The organism is Kitasatospora sp. NPDC041917, assembly GCF_055589745.1.
On record NZ_JBVJBI010000018.1, the window covers coordinates 64,474 to 80,097 of the forward strand.

Here is a 15,624-nt window from a genome sequence, read left to right on the forward strand (position 1 = left end):
CCCCTGCCTTCGTCGTTGCCCTTGTGCTCGCCGTTGCCCCTGCCTTCGTCGTTGCCCTTGTGCTCGTCGTTGCCCCGGCCTTCGCCGGAGCCCCTGCCTTCGTCGTTGCCCTTGTGCTCGCCGTTGCCCCTGCCTTCGTCGTTGCCCTTGTGCTCGTCGTTGCCCCGGCCTTCGCCGGAGCCCCTGTGGTCCTCGGAGATCTTCTCGGGGTTGTCCTGCTTCTCCTGCCAGGTCAGGTTCTTGGCCTGGTTGGCGGCGCCGTCGGCGAAGGCCATGGGGGTACCGACAGTGAGTACGGCGGCGACGGCCGCCCCGGCGAGCAGTGTGCGTGCAGAACGCATGAGGATGATCCTTCCGGTGCGCACGACCGCGACTGCCGGCACGGTGCCGGGCAAGGGGAGTCGCAGGGGTGCGCCTGATCCACAGTCATCCACGGTGGGGCCGATTGCCATCGGAGCGTGACATTGTAGGTACGGAGAGTGAGCTTTTCGGGTGGAGTCCGCGGGTGTGTTCACTCGTACGGCCGGGTGATCCGGGTGAATCCGAGTCGGGCGAACCCGGGGCGGGGGCTCCGAGCGGAGCGGGGTCCGAGACGGCCGGGTCCGCGGCGGGGCGGTCCCGCCGGGCATGCGTGGGCCCGCCCCCGGCACACGGCCGGGGGCGGGCCCATCGGGGCGGCGCCGGGTCAGCGGTCCCAGCGGTAGAACTCCCGCGCCATCGCGTCCTTCGGCTCCCGCCAGGTGGCCGGGTCGTAGGCCTGCACGTAGGCGGTCAGGCGGTCGCTGACGGTCCGGAAGTCCGGGTGCCCGACGACCTTGGCGACGGCCGGGCCCGGCGGGCGGTCGGCCTCGATGAGGTGCAGGTAGACGTCGCCGAACTGGAAGAGGCTGCGGCCGGTGACGCCGATCAGGTGCGGCAGCTCGCCCCGGTCGGACTCGGCGAACACCTCGGCGATGTCCGGCGCGGCCTCGGGCTTCATCCGGGCGACGATCAGCGCCCGGTGGACGCCGGTCACAGCTCCGCCGCCCGCTTCTCGACCTTCTCCCGGATCAGCTGCATCTGGATCTTCGAGTTGCGGTCGATGTGGCCGGTCATGCCCTCGTCGTCGACCGGGGCGGTGGGCTTCATCGCGAAGTCCTGGATCCAGCGCATCCTGGTGCCCGACGGCACCTCGGCGTACTCCCAGCGGATCTCCATGAACTCGAACGGGCCGGGTTCGACCCGGCGGGCGCGCACCGAGAGCGTGTCCCGGTCGGTCTCCCGCTCGGAGACCCAGCTCCACACCTGGCCGTTCTCGTCGGGGTGCATGGTGAGCCGGAACCGGACGAGGTTGTTCTGCCGGTCCAGGACCTCCACCGAGGCGTACTCGCTGAACAGCTGCGGCCAGTTCTCCAGGTCGTTGGTCATCTCCCAGACCAGGTCGAGCGGAGCGGCGATGACGATCTCGTTGTCGGTGTGTCCGGGCATCTCAGGCACCAGCCTTCGTGGCGAGGGAGGAGTTGACCAGTTCCAGGAACTCGGCCGGGGTCTTGGCCGACTCGGCGCCCGAGGTGACCTTGAGGCCGTGCCGGTTCTCCAGCTCGCCGACCACGCCGAGCAGGCCGAGCGAGTCGACGCCGAAGGTGTCGAACTCCGCGCCCGGCCGCGCCAGGTCGCCCGGGTCGACGGCGACGCCCGCCCGGGCCTGGAGCAGCTCGGCGAGTTCCGGATAACTGAGGGTGTTGCTCACGGGTGTTCCCTTCGAAGGTGTGGGTGGTTCAGGGCCGCACGCGCCGGACCACCAGCGCGGAGTTGGAGCCCATCAGCCCGCGGCTGAGCACCAGAGCGGTGTTCAGTTCGGCCGGGCGGGCGCGGCCGGTCACCAGGGCGAGGTCGTGGCAGACCTCGGTGACGTTGGGGGTGGGCGGCAGCACGCCGTCCTCCATGGCCAGCACGGCGGCGGTCACGTCGAGCACCGGGGCGCCGCAGTAGGCCCGCCCCGTACCGGTCTTGGGCGCGGTGACCGGGACCCGCTCGGCGGCCGGCCCGAGCGCGTCGGCCAGCGCCAGGGCCTCCGCCCGGTCGGCGGCCGGCACGCCCAGGGCGTCCGCGAAGACCACGTCGATCTCCTCGGGCGCGATCCGGGCCTCGTCCAGCGCGATCCGGATGGCGGCCGCCAGCCCCTCCCGGGACTCCGCCCAGCGGGAGGCGCCGGTGAAGGTGGCGCCGTGCCCGGCCAGCACTGCCCGGACCCGGGCGCCGCGCAGGCGGGCCGCCTGTTCGTCCTCCAGCAGCAGCATCGCGCCGCCCTCGGCGGGGGCGAAGCCGCAGGCCTGCGCGGTGAACGGCAGGTACGCCAGCTCGGTCCGCTCGGCCAGGCTGAGTTCGGGGTAGCCGAGCTGGCAGACCATCGAGTACGGCGCCAGCGGGGCCTCGGCGGCGCCGGCCACCACCGCGTCGGTGCCGCGCTGGATCGTGCGGACGGCGTGCGCGAGGGCGTCCAGCCCGCCGGCCTCGTCGCTGGCGACCACTCCGCAGGGGCCCTTGTAGCCGCCGCGGATCGAGATCTGGCCGGTGCTGGCCGCGTAGAACCAGGCGATGGACTGGTAGGGGCCGACGAACTTCGGCCCCTGGCCCCAGAGTTGCTGGAGTTCGCGCTGGCCGAACTCGCCGCCGCCGGAGCCGGCCGCGGTCACCACGCCGATCGCGAAGGGCTGTTCCGGGTCGGGCCGGAACCCGGCGTCCGCCACCGCTAGGTCGGCGGCGGCCATCGCGTAGTGCGTGAAACGGTCGGTCTGCACCAGGAAGCGGTTGTCGATCGCCGACTGCGGATCGAACCCGTTCACCTGGCCCGCGATCCGGAGCGGAAGCCCGGTGCAGCCCTCGCGGGATATCCGGTCGAGGACGCTCACGCCCTGCCTGGTGGCCTTCCAGAAGGCGTCGGCCCCGACCCCGTTCGGTGCCACCACGCCGAGGCCGGTGACCACCGCCCGGCGGCCCTGCTGACGTGACGTCATGGAACTCACCCCGTTCTGTTGAGCACGACGGCGGACTGGAATCCGCCGAATCCGCTGCCGACCGAGAGGATGTGGCTCAGCGGCAGCTCGCGCGCGGTGCGCGGCACGTAGTCGAGGTCGCACTCCGGGTCCGGAGTCTCGTAGTTGGCGGTCGGCGGCACGACGCCGTGGGCGAGCGCCAGGGTGCAGGCGACGACCTCGATGGCGCCGATCGCGCCGAGCGAGTGCCCGACCATCGACTTGATCGAGCTCATCGGCGTCCTGAAGGCGTGCGCGCCCAGCGAGCGCTTGACCGCGGCCGTCTCGTGCCGGTCGTTCTGCTTGGTGCCCGAGCCGTGCGCGTTGACGTAGTCCACCTCGGTGCGGTCCACCCGGGCGTGGACGAGCGCGTGGTCGATCGCCCGGGACATCTCCAGCCCCTCCTTGGTGAGGCCGGTCATGTGGTAGGCGTTGCCGAAGGTGGCGAAGCCGCCGATCTCGCCGTAGATCCGGGCGCCGCGGCGGCGGGCGTGCTCCAGCTCCTCCAGCACCAGGACGGCGCCGCCCTCGCCGAGCACGAAGCCGTCCCGGCCGGCGTCGAAGGGGCGGGAGGCGTGCTCCGGGTCGTCGTTGCGCTCGCTGGTGGCCTTGATGGCGTCGAAGCACGCGACCGTGATCGGCGAGATCGGGGAGTCGGAGGCGCCGGCGACGCAGATGTCGGCGCGTCCCTCCTCGACCGCCTGGAAGCCGTAGCCGATCGCGTCCAGGCCGGAGGTGCAGCCGGTGGAGACGGTCTGCACCGGGCCGTGCGCGCCGGTCCGCTCGGCCACCGCGGAGGCCAGGGTGCTGGGCGCGAAGGCCCGGTGCAGCTGTGGCTCGGCCTGCCGGGGGTCCACGTCCCAGCGGGCTCCGGCCGCGCTCACCAGGGCGTAGTCGTGCTCCAGGCGGGTGGTGCCGCCGACGGCGGTGCCGAGCGAGACGGCGATCCGCCACGGATCCTCGGCGGCCAGGTCCAGGCCGGCGTCGGCTAGCGCCTCGTCGGCCGCGACCATCGCGAACTGCACGTAGCGGTCGGCCCGTTGGACGTCCTCGGGGCTCAGTCCGTGGGCCGCCGGGTCGAAGTCGACCTCGGCGGCGATCCGGGAGCGGAACCCGGTGGGGTCGAAGAGCGTGATGCCCCGGGTCGCGGTGCGGCCGGCCGTCAGCAGGTCCCAGAACGCCGGGACGCCGACCCCGCCGGGAGCGACCACACCGATCCCGGTGACGGCGACGCGCCGGGTCACGAGACCACCTTGGCGTGTTCCGGCGGTCCGGACGCCGCGGTCCCCTCGGTGCTCACGTGGCCGAGGTCGGGACGGGGGGCGAGCGGGCCGAGGTGGAAGACCATCCGGGCCTCGGTGTCGCCGACGTTGCGGAAGCGGTGGCGCATGTTGATCGGGATCATCAGGCCGTGGTCCGGCTTGAGCGGGTGGGCCTCGCCGTCCAGGTCCACCTCCAGGTCGCCGCAGACGACGAACACGAACTCCTCGGAGTACGGGTGGTAGTGCTCGCGGATCCGCTCGCCGGGCTTGACGATCGCCAGGCCCATGAAGCCGCTGGTCGCGCCGCAGCTGGTCGGGGTGAGCATGGTGCGCAGCTCGGCGCCGTGGCGGCGGTTCTCCGGTGCGTCGTGGACGCTGACGATCCGTGGGGACTGGGTGGTCATGGAGTTCTCCCGTGAAGTGACGGAGCGTCAGTTGTTGATCGGGTCGGCGGAACTGCGGTCGGTGACCGGGTTCATGGCGCGGGCGGCGAGGAAGGCGCCGAGCCCGGTGGCGGTGCGCAGGTCGCCCTGCGGTCCGAGGTCCAGAAGCCCGGCGAGCACGGCGGCCTGCCGGTCGTCGGCCACCCCGAGGGCGGCGGCCGGGTCGGCCTCGGCCGGCACCCGCAGGTCGACCAGGCGCACCACCACGTCCTCGCGGTGGAAGACGGTGGCGGCCGCGACCGGCCCGGTCGGGTCGGCGGTGGCCAGGTTGTCGTGCTCGGCCAGCAGCTCGGCCACGTCCTGTCCGCGGCCCGGACGGACCGGGTAGAGCACGGCGTGCCGGTGCAGCCGGGCGGAGGCGGGGGAGCTGGCGATCGCCTGGTGCCGGGCGGGCAGCGCGGCCCTGGCGAAGAACGCCCGGGCGGCCTGCGGGTCGCCCAGCTGCCGGGCCTCCTCCAGGTGCGGGTTCAGCGCCTCCTCGACGGCCCGCACCTCGGGCTGCATCGCCACGTGGCGCAGCGCGTCGCCGAGGTTGCCGATCACCTCGACGGCGCGGACCACCCGGTTGCCGAGCATGAACAGCGAGGTGCGGCGCAGCCGGGTGTGCTCGTCGACCTCGGCCCGGGGGGAGGCGTAGCCGGAGAGGATGCGGGCCACCTCGGGCTCGCTGCCGGGCTTGACGGTGAAGGTCAGCGCGTGGCGGACCACGCCGTCCGGGCCCGGAGGGGCCTTGGGCGGGCCGACGTGCCCGGCCGGGGTGGTGCGCGGCAGTCCGGGCGGCACCTCCATGGGTGCCCGGGTGCCGGTGGAGCCGGCGGCGGAGGTCTCGCGCAGCACGGTGTAGCGCAGCGAGCGGAAGTTGTCGCTGACGCAGCCGTGCATCGGCTTGACCATCTCCCGGTGGGCCGGGCTGTCCACCCACTCCAGGAAGGTCTCCTGGTCCTTCCACTCGCTGGTGATCAGCCACTGGCGCGGGTCGTTGATCGACTGGCACAGCTGGTCGCTGACGTGGCCGGGGACCGAGGCCACCTGGTGGCGCAGCTGCTCGTACACGTCGAGGAAGCGCTGCTGGGCGCCGTCCTGGATCTCCAGCATCAGCACCACTCGCAGCCGGGTGTCGGCCTCGTCCTGCTGCTTCGGCTGGGGTTCGGACAGAGTTGTCATGATCCACTTTCTGCTCTGGGCCGCACGCTGCGGGCCGTGTCGGCCGTGCCTGGCGGGTGCTCCCCGGCCTGGGAGGGCGGTGCGACGGCGGTTCGGCCGGGCGAGTCGGCGCCAGGCCTGAGGTCGATCGTGGGCGGCGCACCGGGCGCGGCGCGAGATTTGCGGGCCATCCGGGCGAAGGGGCGGCACGGGCCGCCTCCGGCGGGGGATGGAAGAGCGGGGCCCCGGCTGAGCGGGCCCGCCGAGGGCGGCGCCGAGCCCAGTGGCCGGGCCGCGGAATCCCCTGACAGGGCGGAGCAATCGATGAATCCGAAGGTTGACGACCGGGTGCCGGTCCTGATCGTGGGCGGCTCGCTGGTCGGGCTGTCGGCCTCACTCTTCCTCGGCAGGCTCGGGGTCCGGCATCTGCTGGTCGAGAAGCACGCCGACACCTCGCACCACCCGCGGGGGCGCGGCAACAACGTGCGGACCATGGAGCTGTTCCGGGTGGCCGGGATCGAGCCGGCGATCCGCGAGGCGGCCTCGATCCTGGCCCCCAACCACGGCATCCTCCAGGCGCCCTCGCTGACCGGGGCCGAGCAGGAGTGGCTGTTCCGGGAGATCGACCCGGGCGGCCGGCTGGCCCGGTTCAGCCCCAGCTCCTGGTGCCTGTGCAGCCAGAACGACCTGGAGCCGGTGCTGCGGCGGGCGGCCCGCGAGCTGGGCGGCGCCCTGCGGTTCGGCACCGAGCTGATCTCCTTCGAGCAGGACGCGGACGGCGTCACCTCGGTGCTGCGCAGCCGGGAGAGCGGCGAGGAGCGGGTGGTGCGCTCGGACTTCCTGATCGCCGCGGACGGCCCGCGCAGCCCGGTCCGGGAGAGCCTGGGCATCGGCCGGTCCGGCAAGGGCGAGCTGTTCCACAACGTCAGCATCACCTTCCGGGCCAAGCGGCTGGCCGAGGTGGTCGGCGACCGGCACTTCATCGCCTGCTACCTGACCAACCCGGAGGCGGACGGCGCGCTGCTGCCGGTGGACAACCAGGAGGAGTGGGTCTTCCACGCGCCCTGGCACCCGGAGGACGGCGAGCCGCTGGAGGCCTTCACCGACGAGCGCTGCGAGCGGCACATCCGCACCGCCGTCGGCCTGCCGGAGCTGGACGTCGAGGTCACCGGCCGGGCTCCCTGGCACGCCGCCGAGCGGGTGGCCGAGCGGTACGGCGCCGGGCGGGTCTTCCTCGCCGGGGACTCCGCCCACGAGATGTCCCCGACCGGGGCGTTCGGTTCCAACACCGGCATCCAGGACGCCCACAACCTGGCCTGGAAGGTCGCCGCCGTGCTGTGCGGCTGGGCCGGGCCGCGGCTGCTGGAGACGTACGGGCAGGAGCGCCTCCCGGTGGCCCGGGTGACCGGCGAGCGGGCCTCGGCCCGGTCCGCCGAGCACAGCCACCCGGGTTACGCGGTGGCGCCGGGCGTGGGCCGGCAGGCCGGGGTGCTGGCGGTGGCGCTCGGCTACCGCTACCCGGTGGGCGCGGTGATCGGCGCGGACCGGACCGGGCCGGTGGTCCCCGAGCAGTTCGATTCGGCGGGCGAACCGGGCAGCCGGGCCCCGCACCAGTGGCTGCGGCGCGCGGGCGTGAAGCTCTCCACGCTGGACCTGTACGAGCAGGCGATGGTGCTGCTCACCGGCCCCGAGGGCGGGGCCTGGCAGGCGGGCGGCAGGCGGGCGGCCGACCGGCTGGCCGTCCCGCTGGACGGCTTCCGGATCGGCGACGGCGCCGAGGACGATCTGGCGCCGGAGCCGGGCGCGGACTTCGCCGCGCTGCACGGCATCGGCCCGCAGGGGGCGGTGCTGGTCCGCCCGGACGGCTTCGTCGCCTGGCGCTCGCCCGGCCCGGCGCAGGACGCGGAGGCCGAGCTCGTCACGGCGCTGCGGACGGTGCTGAGCCTCTGAGGACGTGGAAGGGCCCGCCGGTCGCACGGCCGGCGGGCCCTTCCTGTCGGTCGTCGGCGGTCAGTGGCCGCCCTCGTCGACCACCTCGACGTCGGCGATCTCCTGCTCGATCGCGTCGGTCGGCAGCGCCACCCGGATCGCCCAGTAGTAGATGACCAGCGAGAACACCGACACCAGGGCCATGTCGGCCCACATCGGGATGTTGCCGGTGCCGTCCCCGAAGCTGCCCTGCCAGGAGATCAGGCCGAGGCCCACCAGGTAGGGCGGCAGCCACTGGGCGGACTTCCAGCTCAGCCGGGGCGCGTTCGGCAGACCCTTCTTGATCGCGTACGCGGCGTAGCTGCCGAGCAGGACGTAGCCGAGCACGATCGCGATGCCCAGGCGCGAGAGGGTGTGCCAGCCGGACCAGTAGATGATCAGGCTGGAAACCACGAACGCGGCCGGGGAGATCAGCTCGCCCGCCGGCAGCCGGTAGGGGCGCTCGTGCGCGGGCAGGCGGCGGCGCATCGCACCGAAGGCCAGCGGGGCGCCGGCGTACATCAGCACGCTGGCGGAGGTGATGAAGCCGACCAGCTCCTGCCAGCTCGGGAACGGCAGGAAGCAGATCACTCCGGTGACGAAGGCGATGACCAGGCCGAACCACGGCACGCCGTTCCTGTCGAGCTCCTCGAACCTCTGCGGGGCGTAGCCGTTGCGGCTCAGGCCGTAGGAGATGCGCGAGGTCGAGGTGGTGTAGATCAGGCCGCTGCCGCCGGGGGAGATCACGGCGTCCATGTAGAGCACCCACGCCAGCCAGCCGAGGCCGACCACGGTGGCGAGGCCCGCGAAGGGGCCGTCGATGCCGGGGAAGTCGAGCTTGTCCCAGCCGTTGGCGAAGGCGCTGACGGGCAGCGCGCCGATGAAGACGACCTGGAGCAGGGTGTAGATCAGGCTGCCGATGGCGACCGAGCCGAGCACGGCGCGGGGGATGTCGCGCTTGGGGTTGCGGCTCTCACCTGCGAGCTGGATGGCCTGCTCGAAGCCGAGCAGGGCGAAGATGATGCCGCTGGTGCTGATCGCCGCCAGCACGCCCTGGGCGCCGAACGGCGCGAAGCCGTGCGAGGTGAAGTTGGAGCCGTGGAAGTTGGTCGCGGCCAGCACGAAGATGGTGAGCAGCGGGACGAAGATCTTCAGCCAGGTGGCGATGTTGTTGGTGCGGGCCAGGACGCGCACCCCGAGGAAGTTCACCGCGACGAACACCGCCATGAGCACGGTGGAGACGGCGAAGCCGCTGGCCGTGAGGGTGTTGTTGTCGTTGAGCAGGCCGCCCGCCCAGGACCAGTGCCGGGCGTAGCCGATCATCGCCTCGACCTCGATCGGCGCGACGGTGGCCGCCTGCAGCCAGGAGAACCAGCCGAAGGACATGCCGGCCAGGCCGCCGAAGGCGTAGTGCGGGTACCGCGCGGTGCCGCCCGAGACCGGGAACATGCTGCCGAGCTCGGCGTGCACGAGCGCGAGCAGCACGATCGCGACCGTGCCGATGCCCCAGGACAGGACGGCGGCCGGACCGGCCGCCATCACGCCCTCCTTCGCGCCGAACAGCCAGCCGGAGCCGATGATCGAGCCGACCGAGGCCCACATGAGGCCGATGAGCCCGACGTGGCGGCGCAGTGAGCGGTGGGGAGTCCCGGAGGAGGAGTCGGTGCCCTGGTCGGGCGGCGAGATCTGGTTGAGGGAAGCCATGAACGATCTCTCTGTGGGTGGGGGCTCCGGGGTGGGCGGAGCGATGAGAGTTGCCACACACTAGGACTTTTCAGGGCCCCCTGCACAGATTTCATTACTGAATGTTTACATTCTTTTCTGGACGTCCCTGCAGGTAGGGGGCGTCGTTGTCCCCGATCTCTTACGTATTCGATCGACCCACTCGGAATTCGATCGGCGCCGAGTGGGGCGGCATGATAGACGGTCCTTTCGATGATGGGAATAGTGGTCTCCGTATAGCGGTGCGGTGCTAATCCACCAGATCGGACGGGTCGGTGTTGGCGCCGCAGAGCAGGACGGCGACCCGCTCGCCCTCGGCCAGGCCGGCGGCGGCGAGCGCCGTGGCGGCCGCGTACTCGACGGCGATCCGGCGGTCCTCCCAGAGCTGCCGACGGGCGCGCACGATGGCCTCGTCGTCGACCAGCACCGAGCGGACGCCCGCGTGCGCGGCCGCGTCCACGGCGAGGACGGTGGCGCGGCGGGCCCCGAGCGCGTCCTGGGCGACGGAGTCCACCGGGACGTCCACCGGGTGGCCCGCCTCCAGCGCGGCGCTCAGCGCGCGGCTGCCCGACGGCTCCACGGCGAGCACCCGGACGCCGTGCTCACGGGCCGCCACCGCCACCCCGGCGAACAGCCCGCCGCCACCGACCGACAGCACCACGGTGTCCAGCCCCGGCACCCCGGCGCGCATCTCCGCCAGCACCGTCCCGGCGCCGGCGGCGATCAGCGGGTGGTCGTACGCGTGCGAGGACAGCGCCCCGCTGCCGGCCGCGAACTCCTCGCAGGCGGTCAGCGCCTCCGCGTACTCCCGGCCCGCCAACCGCACCTCGGCGCCGTACGAGCGCAGCCGCGCCAGCTTCACCGGGGAGGCCGTCTCGGGCAGGAACACCGTTGCCCGGACGCCGAGTTCACGGGCCGCCCAGGCGCAGGCCAGCCCGGCGTTGCCGCCCGAGGCGATGGTCACCCCGCTGTCCGGAAGGGTGCCCGCCTCGGCGTGCGCGAGCAGGAAGTTCTGCGCGCCGCGGGCCTTGAAGCTGCCGGTGTGCTGGAGGAACTCCAGGGCCAGCCAGGTCCGCCCGCCGTCGTCCCCCGGCGCCACCGCCACCGGGCGCACCCGCCCGGCGATCCGCTTCCCGGCGGCCTCGACCTCGTCGTACGTCAGCTGGTCCATCGTGTACTGCTCCTTCGTCGAGTGGGGCGTTCCACCGGGAGCCCCCGGCCCGGTCGACCGTACGTCCCGTTCGTGGGCGAGGAAAAGATCGCGAACACCGCGGCCGGGCGGCGTAGGGTGGCCCCGTGCGTCTTGTGATCCTCCCCCCGCCGGCCCGCTAGCGGGCGGCCCACTCCACCCACTCCGGCCCGACGGGACCTGCCCGCGGCCGGGGCGATGACTGCCGCCCGCGTACCCGGCGGACCCGAACCGGCACCTCATCGTGGAGCACCGACGCATGACCCCCTCGTACACCGCCGTGCCCTTCCGGCACGGCCTCCTGTCCATTTCCGCCGCCGCCGTCGCCTGGGGCGTGGGCGGCGCCGTGTCCGCGCTGCTGATGCGCACCGGCGGGCTCGGCCCGGTGGGCGTCTCCTGCTGGCGCTTCGGCGTCGCCGCGCTCTGCCTGGCCCTGCTGCCGAGCCGCGGGCCCCGCGCCGACCGGGGCGCCGCCCGGTGGCACTCCGCGGCGCTGACCGGGCTCGGCCTCGCGGTCAGCCAGTGCGCCTACTTCGGCTCGGTGCACTGGGCGGGCCTCGGGCTGGGCACGCTGATCACCATCGGCGCCGGGCCGGTGTTCACCAGCCTCGGCGCCCACCTGCTGCTCGGCGAGCGGCTGACCCGTCGAGCGGCGGCCGCGGTGGCGTTGGCCCTGGCCGGCCTCGCCCTCCTGGTGGCCGCCCCGGCGGCGGGCCCGCGCCCGGCCCTCGGCGTCGCGCTGGCCGTCCTCGCGGGCGCCGGCCAGAGCGGCCTCACCCTCTGGGCCCGCAGCGGCGGCTCGGCCCGGGCCGGCACCGGCGCCTTCACCACCGGCCTGCTCTGCCTGCTCCCGCTCGCGGCCGTCCAGGGCCTCCACGGCCTCCTGCCGACCGGTGGCGACCCGGTGGTGACCGTGCCCGCGCTGCTCTTCCTCGGCACGGTGCCCACCCTGTTCGCCTACCGCTGGTACTTCACCGGCCTGACCACCGTGCCCAGCACCACGGCCGCGGTGCTGGTCCTGCTGGAGCCCGCGACCGCGGCGGTGATCGGCGTGCTGTTCCTCGGCGAGCCGCTGACGGCGGGCCTGCTGGCGGGCTCCGCGCTGCTGCTCGCGGCCATCGCCGTGCTGGCGCGGGAGTAGCCGGGCGGGCGGCCACCCGGGCGGGCGCCCTGTGGTCGCCGGGGGCCCGGCGGCGTGCTGTCGTGGTCCGCATGAACAGCTCACTCCCGGCCCGGGTGGCCGCCGCGACCGCCTCCGTCCTCCTGCTCACCACCGCCGCCGGGGCCGTGGTCGCCGCCGCCGGTCCGGCGGCGGCGACCGGGCGCCGGGACGTCACCGCGGACCAGTGCCGGAGCGCGGGCGGGCACGTCGAGGGCAGCGGCTACTGCGTCGACGCGGCCGGCGAGGACGGCTGGGGCCAGCCCATCGACGGCCAGGCGATCAACCCGGATCCGCGGCCCGGGGAGGAGTGAGCGCACTCCGGCGCCCCGTTCCCCCGGGCGGGGGAGCGGCGCGCCGGGTCGGCGGCCCGGACCGGCGCCGCTCACGGCACCGCTACGGCACCGGGCGCAGGGTGACCGGGGCCGGGGTGAGGGCGCGCAGGACGAGGTCGATGTGCACCTTGGCGGCGCCCGCGCGGTGCAGGGCGGCGGCGATCGTCCGTAACTCCTCGGGGCCGGTACAGGCGAGGCGCAGTTCGAGGTCGGCCTCGCCGACCAGGGCCAGGCCGCTCTGGACGGCCGGGAACTCCGCCGCGAGGCGGTCGAAGTCGAGCGGGACGGGGCCGTGGCTGATCCGGACGATCGCGTGCAGGGAGCGGGCCGGCTGGGCCCGTACCGCCGGATCCGGACCGTCCGGGACGAGTCGGAGCGGGGCGGTCACCGGCGCTGGAGCCGGGCGGCCGGGGCCGGGGCGGTCGGGGTCGGGGTCGGGGTGAGCGGCGAGGCGGGCGGGGCGGTGACGGAGGGGGCGACCAGCCGCGGGTCCAGCACCAGGGTGTCGATCCCGAGCGGGGCGGTGAGGTCACGGAGGGCGGGCTCGCCGAGTTCGGCGTGGGCCTGGTCGGGCCCGAGGAGGGCGACGAGGGCCTCGGGGCTGGAGAATCCGACCGCGCAGCGGCGGCCGTCGCGCAGGCGGAACAGGCGGAGTGCGGTGGTGCTTCCGGTGCCGGAGGCGGTGACCGGAACGTGCCAGACGACGCGGGCCATGCGGATGCTCCCGAGTGGGGTGGTGGTGCCTGCCGGAACTACTGCCTCGACGCTAGGGCGGCCCGGCCCGGGGATCGCCGGTCCTGACGCGCCGTTGACCGAATGGGGTCGTGCGTTGACGCACTCCTGACGTCCGACTCACCCGAGTGGACCAAACCACTTGTCGAGCGCTCCGCTTGCCGTGCGTGCCGACCCGGACCACCGTGGAGTTCGGCCCCCGGCGCGTCCTTCGCGCGCCCTGCGTCGAGTCCCCGCTCACGACCGCCCGTCGAGCCCCCGCTCACGGCCGCCGGAGCGTCCCGCCGCGAGCGCCGCGGCGCCCGCCGACCGGACCCGCGCGGGACCGGAACGCGACCGGAAACAGGGGGAGGTGGAGCCGGAGGCCCGTGACGAGATATCTTGACGTCAAGACGTTGGAGACGTGAAGCGGAGTACCGATGACTGACTCGACCATCATCTATACGCACACCGACGAGGCTCCGGCCCTGGCGACCTACTCGTTCCTGCCGGTTGTCCAGGCCTACGCCTCGACCGCGGGTGTGCGCGTGGAGACCCGCGACATCTCCCTGGCCGGGCGGATCATCGCGAGCTTCCCGGAGCGTCTGACCGAGGCGCAGCGGATCGGCGACGCGCTGGCCGAGCTGGGTGAGCTGGCCAAGACCCCGAGCGCCAACATCATCAAGCTGCCGAACATCTCGGCCTCGGTGCCGCAGCTCAAGGCCGCCGTCGCCGAGCTGCAGGCCCAGGGCTACGCCCTGCCGGACTACCCGGACGACCCGCAGACCGACGAGGACAAGGACGTCCGCGCCCGCTACGACAAGGTCAAGGGCAGCGCCGTCAACCCGGTCCTGCGCGAGGGCAACTCGGACCGCCGCGCCCCGCAGTCGGTCAAGAACTACGCCAAGACCCACCCGCACCGCATGGGTGCCTGGACGGCCGACTCGAAGACCAACGTCGCCACCATGGGTGAGAACGACTTCCGGTCCACCGAGAAGTCCGCCGTGATCGCCGCCGACGGTGCGCTGCGCATCGAGCTGCTCGGCGAGGACGGCGCCACCACCGTGCTGCGCGAGAAGGTGCCGGTGCTGGCCGGCGAGGTCGTCGACGCCTCGGTGATGCGGGCCGCCGCCCTGAACGAGTTCCTGGCCGCGCAGGTCGCCCGCGCCAAGGCCGAGGGCGTGCTGTTCTCGGTGCACCTCAAGGCCACCATGATGAAGGTCTCCGACCCGATCATCTTCGGCCACGTGGTCCGCGCCTTCTTCCCGAAGACCTTCGCCAAGTACGGCGAGGTGCTGGTCGCCGCCGGTCTGAACCCGAACAACGGCCTCGGCGGCATCCTGGCCGGCCTCGACAACGTGCCGCACCTGGGCGCCGAGATCAAGGCCTCCTTCGAGGCCGAGCTGGCCGAGGGCCCGGCCCTGGCCATGGTCGACTCCGACAAGGGCATCACCAACCTGCACGTGCCGAGCGACGTCATCGTCGACGCCTCGATGCCGGCCATGATCCGCACCTCCGGCCACATGTGGGGCCCGGACGGCAAGGAGGCCGACACCCTCGCCGTGCTGCCGGACAGCAGCTACTCCGGCGTGTACCAGGCCGTCCTCGACGACTGCCGCGCCCACGGCGCCCTGGACCCGGCGACCATCGGCTCGGTGCCGAACGTCGGCCTGATGGCCCAGAAGGCCGAGGAGTACGGCTCGCACGACAAGACCTTCGAGATCGCCGCCGCGGGCACCGTCCGCCTCGTCGACGCCGAGGGCAACGTGGTGCTGGAGCAGGCCGTCCAGCCGGGCGACATCTTCCGCGCCTGCCAGACCAAGGACCTGCCGATCCAGGACTGGGTCAAGCTGGCCGTCACCCGCGCCCGCGCCACCGGCGTCCCGGCGGTGTTCTGGCTGGACGAGAACCGCGCCCACGACGCGGTGCTGATCGAGAAGGTCAAGCAGTACCTGCCGGAGCACGACACCACCGGCCTGCAGATCGAGATCAAGTCCCCGGTCGAGGCCACCACGTTCTCGCTGGAGCGCATCCGCCGCGGCGAGGACACCATCTCGGTGACCGGCAACGTGCTGCGCGACTACCTGACCGACCTGTTCCCGATCCTGGAGCTGGGCACCAGCGCCAAGATGCTGTCGGTCGTCCCGCTGATGGCGGGCGGCGGCCTCTTCGAGACCGGCGCCGGCGGCTCCGCCCCGAAGCACGTCCAGCAGCTGGTCAAGGAGAACTACCTGCGCTGGGACAGCCTGGGCGAGTTCTTCGCGCTGGCCGCCAGCTTCGAGCACCTGGCCACCACCACCGACAACGCCCGCGCCCAGGTGCTGGCCGACACCCTGGACCGCGCCACTGGCACCTTCCTCAACGAGGACAAGTCGCCGAGCCGCCGCCTCGGTGGCATCGACAACCGCGGCAGCCACTTCTACCTGGCCATGTACTGGGCCCAGGAGCTGGCCGGGCAGACCGCCGACGCCGAGCTGGCCGAGGCCTTCGCCGGCCTGGCCGCGACGCTGACCGAGCAGGAGTCGGCCATCGTGGACGAGCTGATCGCCGTCCAGGGCTCGCCGGTCGACCTCGGCGGCTACTACCAGCCGGACGCGGCCAAGGCCGCGGCCGTGATGCGCCCGTCCAAGACCTTCAACGAGGCGCTCGCCAACCTCGGCTGAACCCGGCCGAGCTGA

Annotated in this window: 15 protein-coding genes and 1 pseudogene; 4 read left to right on the forward strand and 12 right to left on the reverse strand. The window is 73.4% G+C overall.

Annotated elements, in window-relative coordinates; translation table 11 throughout:
* From ACZ6EM_RS22545 to ACZ6EM_RS22580, 8 genes and pseudogenes are all read right to left on the reverse strand, one after another.
* Positions 1–341: pseudogene (locus tag ACZ6EM_RS22545) on the reverse strand (hypothetical protein); the annotation flags it as partial.
* A 344-nt stretch (positions 342–685) separates the two neighbouring features.
* Entirely contained in the window at positions 686–1,015 is a 330-nt protein-coding gene (locus ACZ6EM_RS22550; protein WP_401046649.1) for a TcmI family type II polyketide cyclase, read from the reverse strand.
* Complete coding sequence (locus tag ACZ6EM_RS22555) at positions 1,012–1,467, reverse strand: SRPBCC family protein (RefSeq protein ID WP_401046647.1); 456 nt, start codon at positions 1,465–1,467, stop codon at positions 1,012–1,014. The genes ACZ6EM_RS22550 and ACZ6EM_RS22555 overlap by 4 nt, the downstream gene beginning before the upstream one ends.
* A 1-nt stretch (position 1,468) precedes the next feature.
* Complete coding sequence (locus ACZ6EM_RS22560) at positions 1,469–1,729, reverse strand: acyl carrier protein (protein WP_401046645.1); 261 nt, start codon at positions 1,727–1,729, stop codon at positions 1,469–1,471.
* 28 nt (positions 1,730–1,757) lie between these two features.
* Positions 1,758–2,996 (reverse strand): beta-ketoacyl synthase N-terminal-like domain-containing protein, encoded by a 1,239-nt coding sequence (locus ACZ6EM_RS22565; protein WP_465773091.1) that lies wholly within the window; start codon positions 2,994–2,996, stop codon positions 1,758–1,760.
* Positions 2,997–3,001: 5 nt separating this feature from the next.
* Positions 3,002–4,258: a beta-ketoacyl-[acyl-carrier-protein] synthase family protein gene (locus ACZ6EM_RS22570; RefSeq protein WP_401046641.1), complete on the reverse strand. Its 1,257-nt coding sequence runs from the start codon at positions 4,256–4,258 to the stop codon at positions 3,002–3,004.
* The gene (locus ACZ6EM_RS22575) at positions 4,255–4,680 is read right to left on the reverse strand and encodes a cupin domain-containing protein (RefSeq protein ID WP_401046639.1); all 426 of its coding nucleotides are present in this window, start codon (positions 4,678–4,680) and stop codon (positions 4,255–4,257) included. Before ACZ6EM_RS22575 ends, ACZ6EM_RS22570 begins: the two co-directional genes overlap by 4 nt.
* A 27-nt stretch (positions 4,681–4,707) precedes the next feature.
* A complete protein-coding gene (locus tag ACZ6EM_RS22580) occupies positions 4,708–5,883 on the reverse strand; it encodes a SchA/CurD-like domain-containing protein (RefSeq protein ID WP_401046637.1) in 1,176 nt (391 codons plus the stop codon).
* Positions 5,884–6,186: 303 nt separating this feature from the next.
* Between ACZ6EM_RS22580 and ACZ6EM_RS22585 the strand changes: the two genes are divergently transcribed.
* Entirely contained in the window at positions 6,187–7,812 is a 1,626-nt protein-coding gene (locus ACZ6EM_RS22585; protein ID WP_465773092.1) for an FAD-dependent oxidoreductase, read from the forward strand.
* A gap of 60 nt (positions 7,813–7,872) precedes the next feature.
* Here the strand turns inward: ACZ6EM_RS22585 and ACZ6EM_RS22590 are convergent, their stop codons facing one another.
* The gene (locus tag ACZ6EM_RS22590) at positions 7,873–9,534 is read right to left on the reverse strand and encodes an APC family permease (RefSeq protein ID WP_401046632.1); all 1,662 of its coding nucleotides are present in this window, start codon (positions 9,532–9,534) and stop codon (positions 7,873–7,875) included.
* Between the two features lie 268 nt (positions 9,535–9,802).
* Positions 9,803–10,723 carry a serine/threonine dehydratase gene (locus ACZ6EM_RS22595; protein WP_465773093.1) on the reverse strand — a complete coding sequence of 307 codons (921 nt, stop codon included), beginning with the start codon at positions 10,721–10,723 and terminating at the stop codon, positions 9,803–9,805.
* Positions 10,724–11,000: 277 nt separating this feature from the next.
* Here ACZ6EM_RS22595 and ACZ6EM_RS22600 point away from each other — a divergent pair, with 277 nt between their 5' ends.
* Together ACZ6EM_RS22600 and ACZ6EM_RS22605 are read left to right on the forward strand one after the other, a co-directional pair.
* Positions 11,001–11,882 carry a DMT family transporter gene (locus tag ACZ6EM_RS22600; RefSeq protein WP_465773094.1) on the forward strand — a complete coding sequence of 294 codons (882 nt, stop codon included), beginning with the start codon at positions 11,001–11,003 and terminating at the stop codon, positions 11,880–11,882.
* A gap of 71 nt (positions 11,883–11,953) precedes the next feature.
* Positions 11,954–12,214 carry a hypothetical protein gene (locus tag ACZ6EM_RS22605; protein ID WP_387688066.1) on the forward strand — a complete coding sequence of 87 codons (261 nt, stop codon included), beginning with the start codon at positions 11,954–11,956 and terminating at the stop codon, positions 12,212–12,214.
* Positions 12,215–12,296: 82 nt separating this feature from the next.
* Here ACZ6EM_RS22605 and ACZ6EM_RS22610 read toward each other — a convergent pair whose 3' ends face one another.
* A complete protein-coding gene (locus ACZ6EM_RS22610; protein WP_359898446.1) occupies positions 12,297–12,623 on the reverse strand; it encodes a hypothetical protein in 327 nt (108 codons plus the stop codon).
* On the reverse strand, positions 12,620–12,949 hold the full coding sequence (locus ACZ6EM_RS22615; RefSeq protein WP_465773095.1) for an SAV_915 family protein: 330 nt from the start codon (positions 12,947–12,949) through the stop codon (positions 12,620–12,622). The genes ACZ6EM_RS22610 and ACZ6EM_RS22615 overlap by 4 nt, the downstream gene beginning before the upstream one ends.
* A 437-nt stretch (positions 12,950–13,386) precedes the next feature.
* On the opposite strand from ACZ6EM_RS22615, the gene ACZ6EM_RS22620 reads away from it, so the two are divergent.
* Positions 13,387–15,609, forward strand: coding sequence for an NADP-dependent isocitrate dehydrogenase (locus ACZ6EM_RS22620; RefSeq protein ID WP_359898448.1), 2,223 nt, complete (start codon positions 13,387–13,389; stop codon positions 15,607–15,609).
* The last annotated feature ends 15 nt before the right edge of the window (positions 15,610–15,624 follow it).

What these genes read in the sequence shown, in the direction of transcription:
- ACZ6EM_RS22555 (WP_401046647.1), bottom strand. Translation starts at nt 1,467, where the DNA reads ATGCCCGGACACACCGACAACGAGATCGTCATCGCCGCTCCGCTCGAC.
- ACZ6EM_RS22565 (WP_465773091.1), bottom strand. Translation starts at nt 2,996, where the DNA reads ATGACGTCACGTCAGCAGGGCCGCCGGGCGGTGGTCACCGGCCTCGGC.
- ACZ6EM_RS22575 (WP_401046639.1), bottom strand. Translation starts at nt 4,680, where the DNA reads ATGACCACCCAGTCCCCACGGATCGTCAGCGTCCACGACGCACCGGAG.
- ACZ6EM_RS22580 (WP_401046637.1), bottom strand. Translation starts at nt 5,883, where the DNA reads ATGACAACTCTGTCCGAACCCCAGCCGAAGCAGCAGGACGAGGCCGAC.
- ACZ6EM_RS22585 (WP_465773092.1), top strand. Translation starts at nt 6,187, where the DNA reads ATGAATCCGAAGGTTGACGACCGGGTGCCGGTCCTGATCGTGGGCGGC.
- ACZ6EM_RS22590 (WP_401046632.1), bottom strand. Translation starts at nt 9,534, where the DNA reads ATGGCTTCCCTCAACCAGATCTCGCCGCCCGACCAGGGCACCGACTCC.
- ACZ6EM_RS22595 (WP_465773093.1), bottom strand. Translation starts at nt 10,723, where the DNA reads ATGGACCAGCTGACGTACGACGAGGTCGAGGCCGCCGGGAAGCGGATC.
- ACZ6EM_RS22600 (WP_465773094.1), top strand. Translation starts at nt 11,001, where the DNA reads ATGACCCCCTCGTACACCGCCGTGCCCTTCCGGCACGGCCTCCTGTCC.
- ACZ6EM_RS22605 (WP_387688066.1), top strand. Translation starts at nt 11,954, where the DNA reads ATGAACAGCTCACTCCCGGCCCGGGTGGCCGCCGCGACCGCCTCCGTC.
- ACZ6EM_RS22615 (WP_465773095.1), bottom strand. Translation starts at nt 12,949, where the DNA reads ATGGCCCGCGTCGTCTGGCACGTTCCGGTCACCGCCTCCGGCACCGGA.
- ACZ6EM_RS22620 (WP_359898448.1), top strand. Translation starts at nt 13,387, where the DNA reads ATGACTGACTCGACCATCATCTATACGCACACCGACGAGGCTCCGGCC.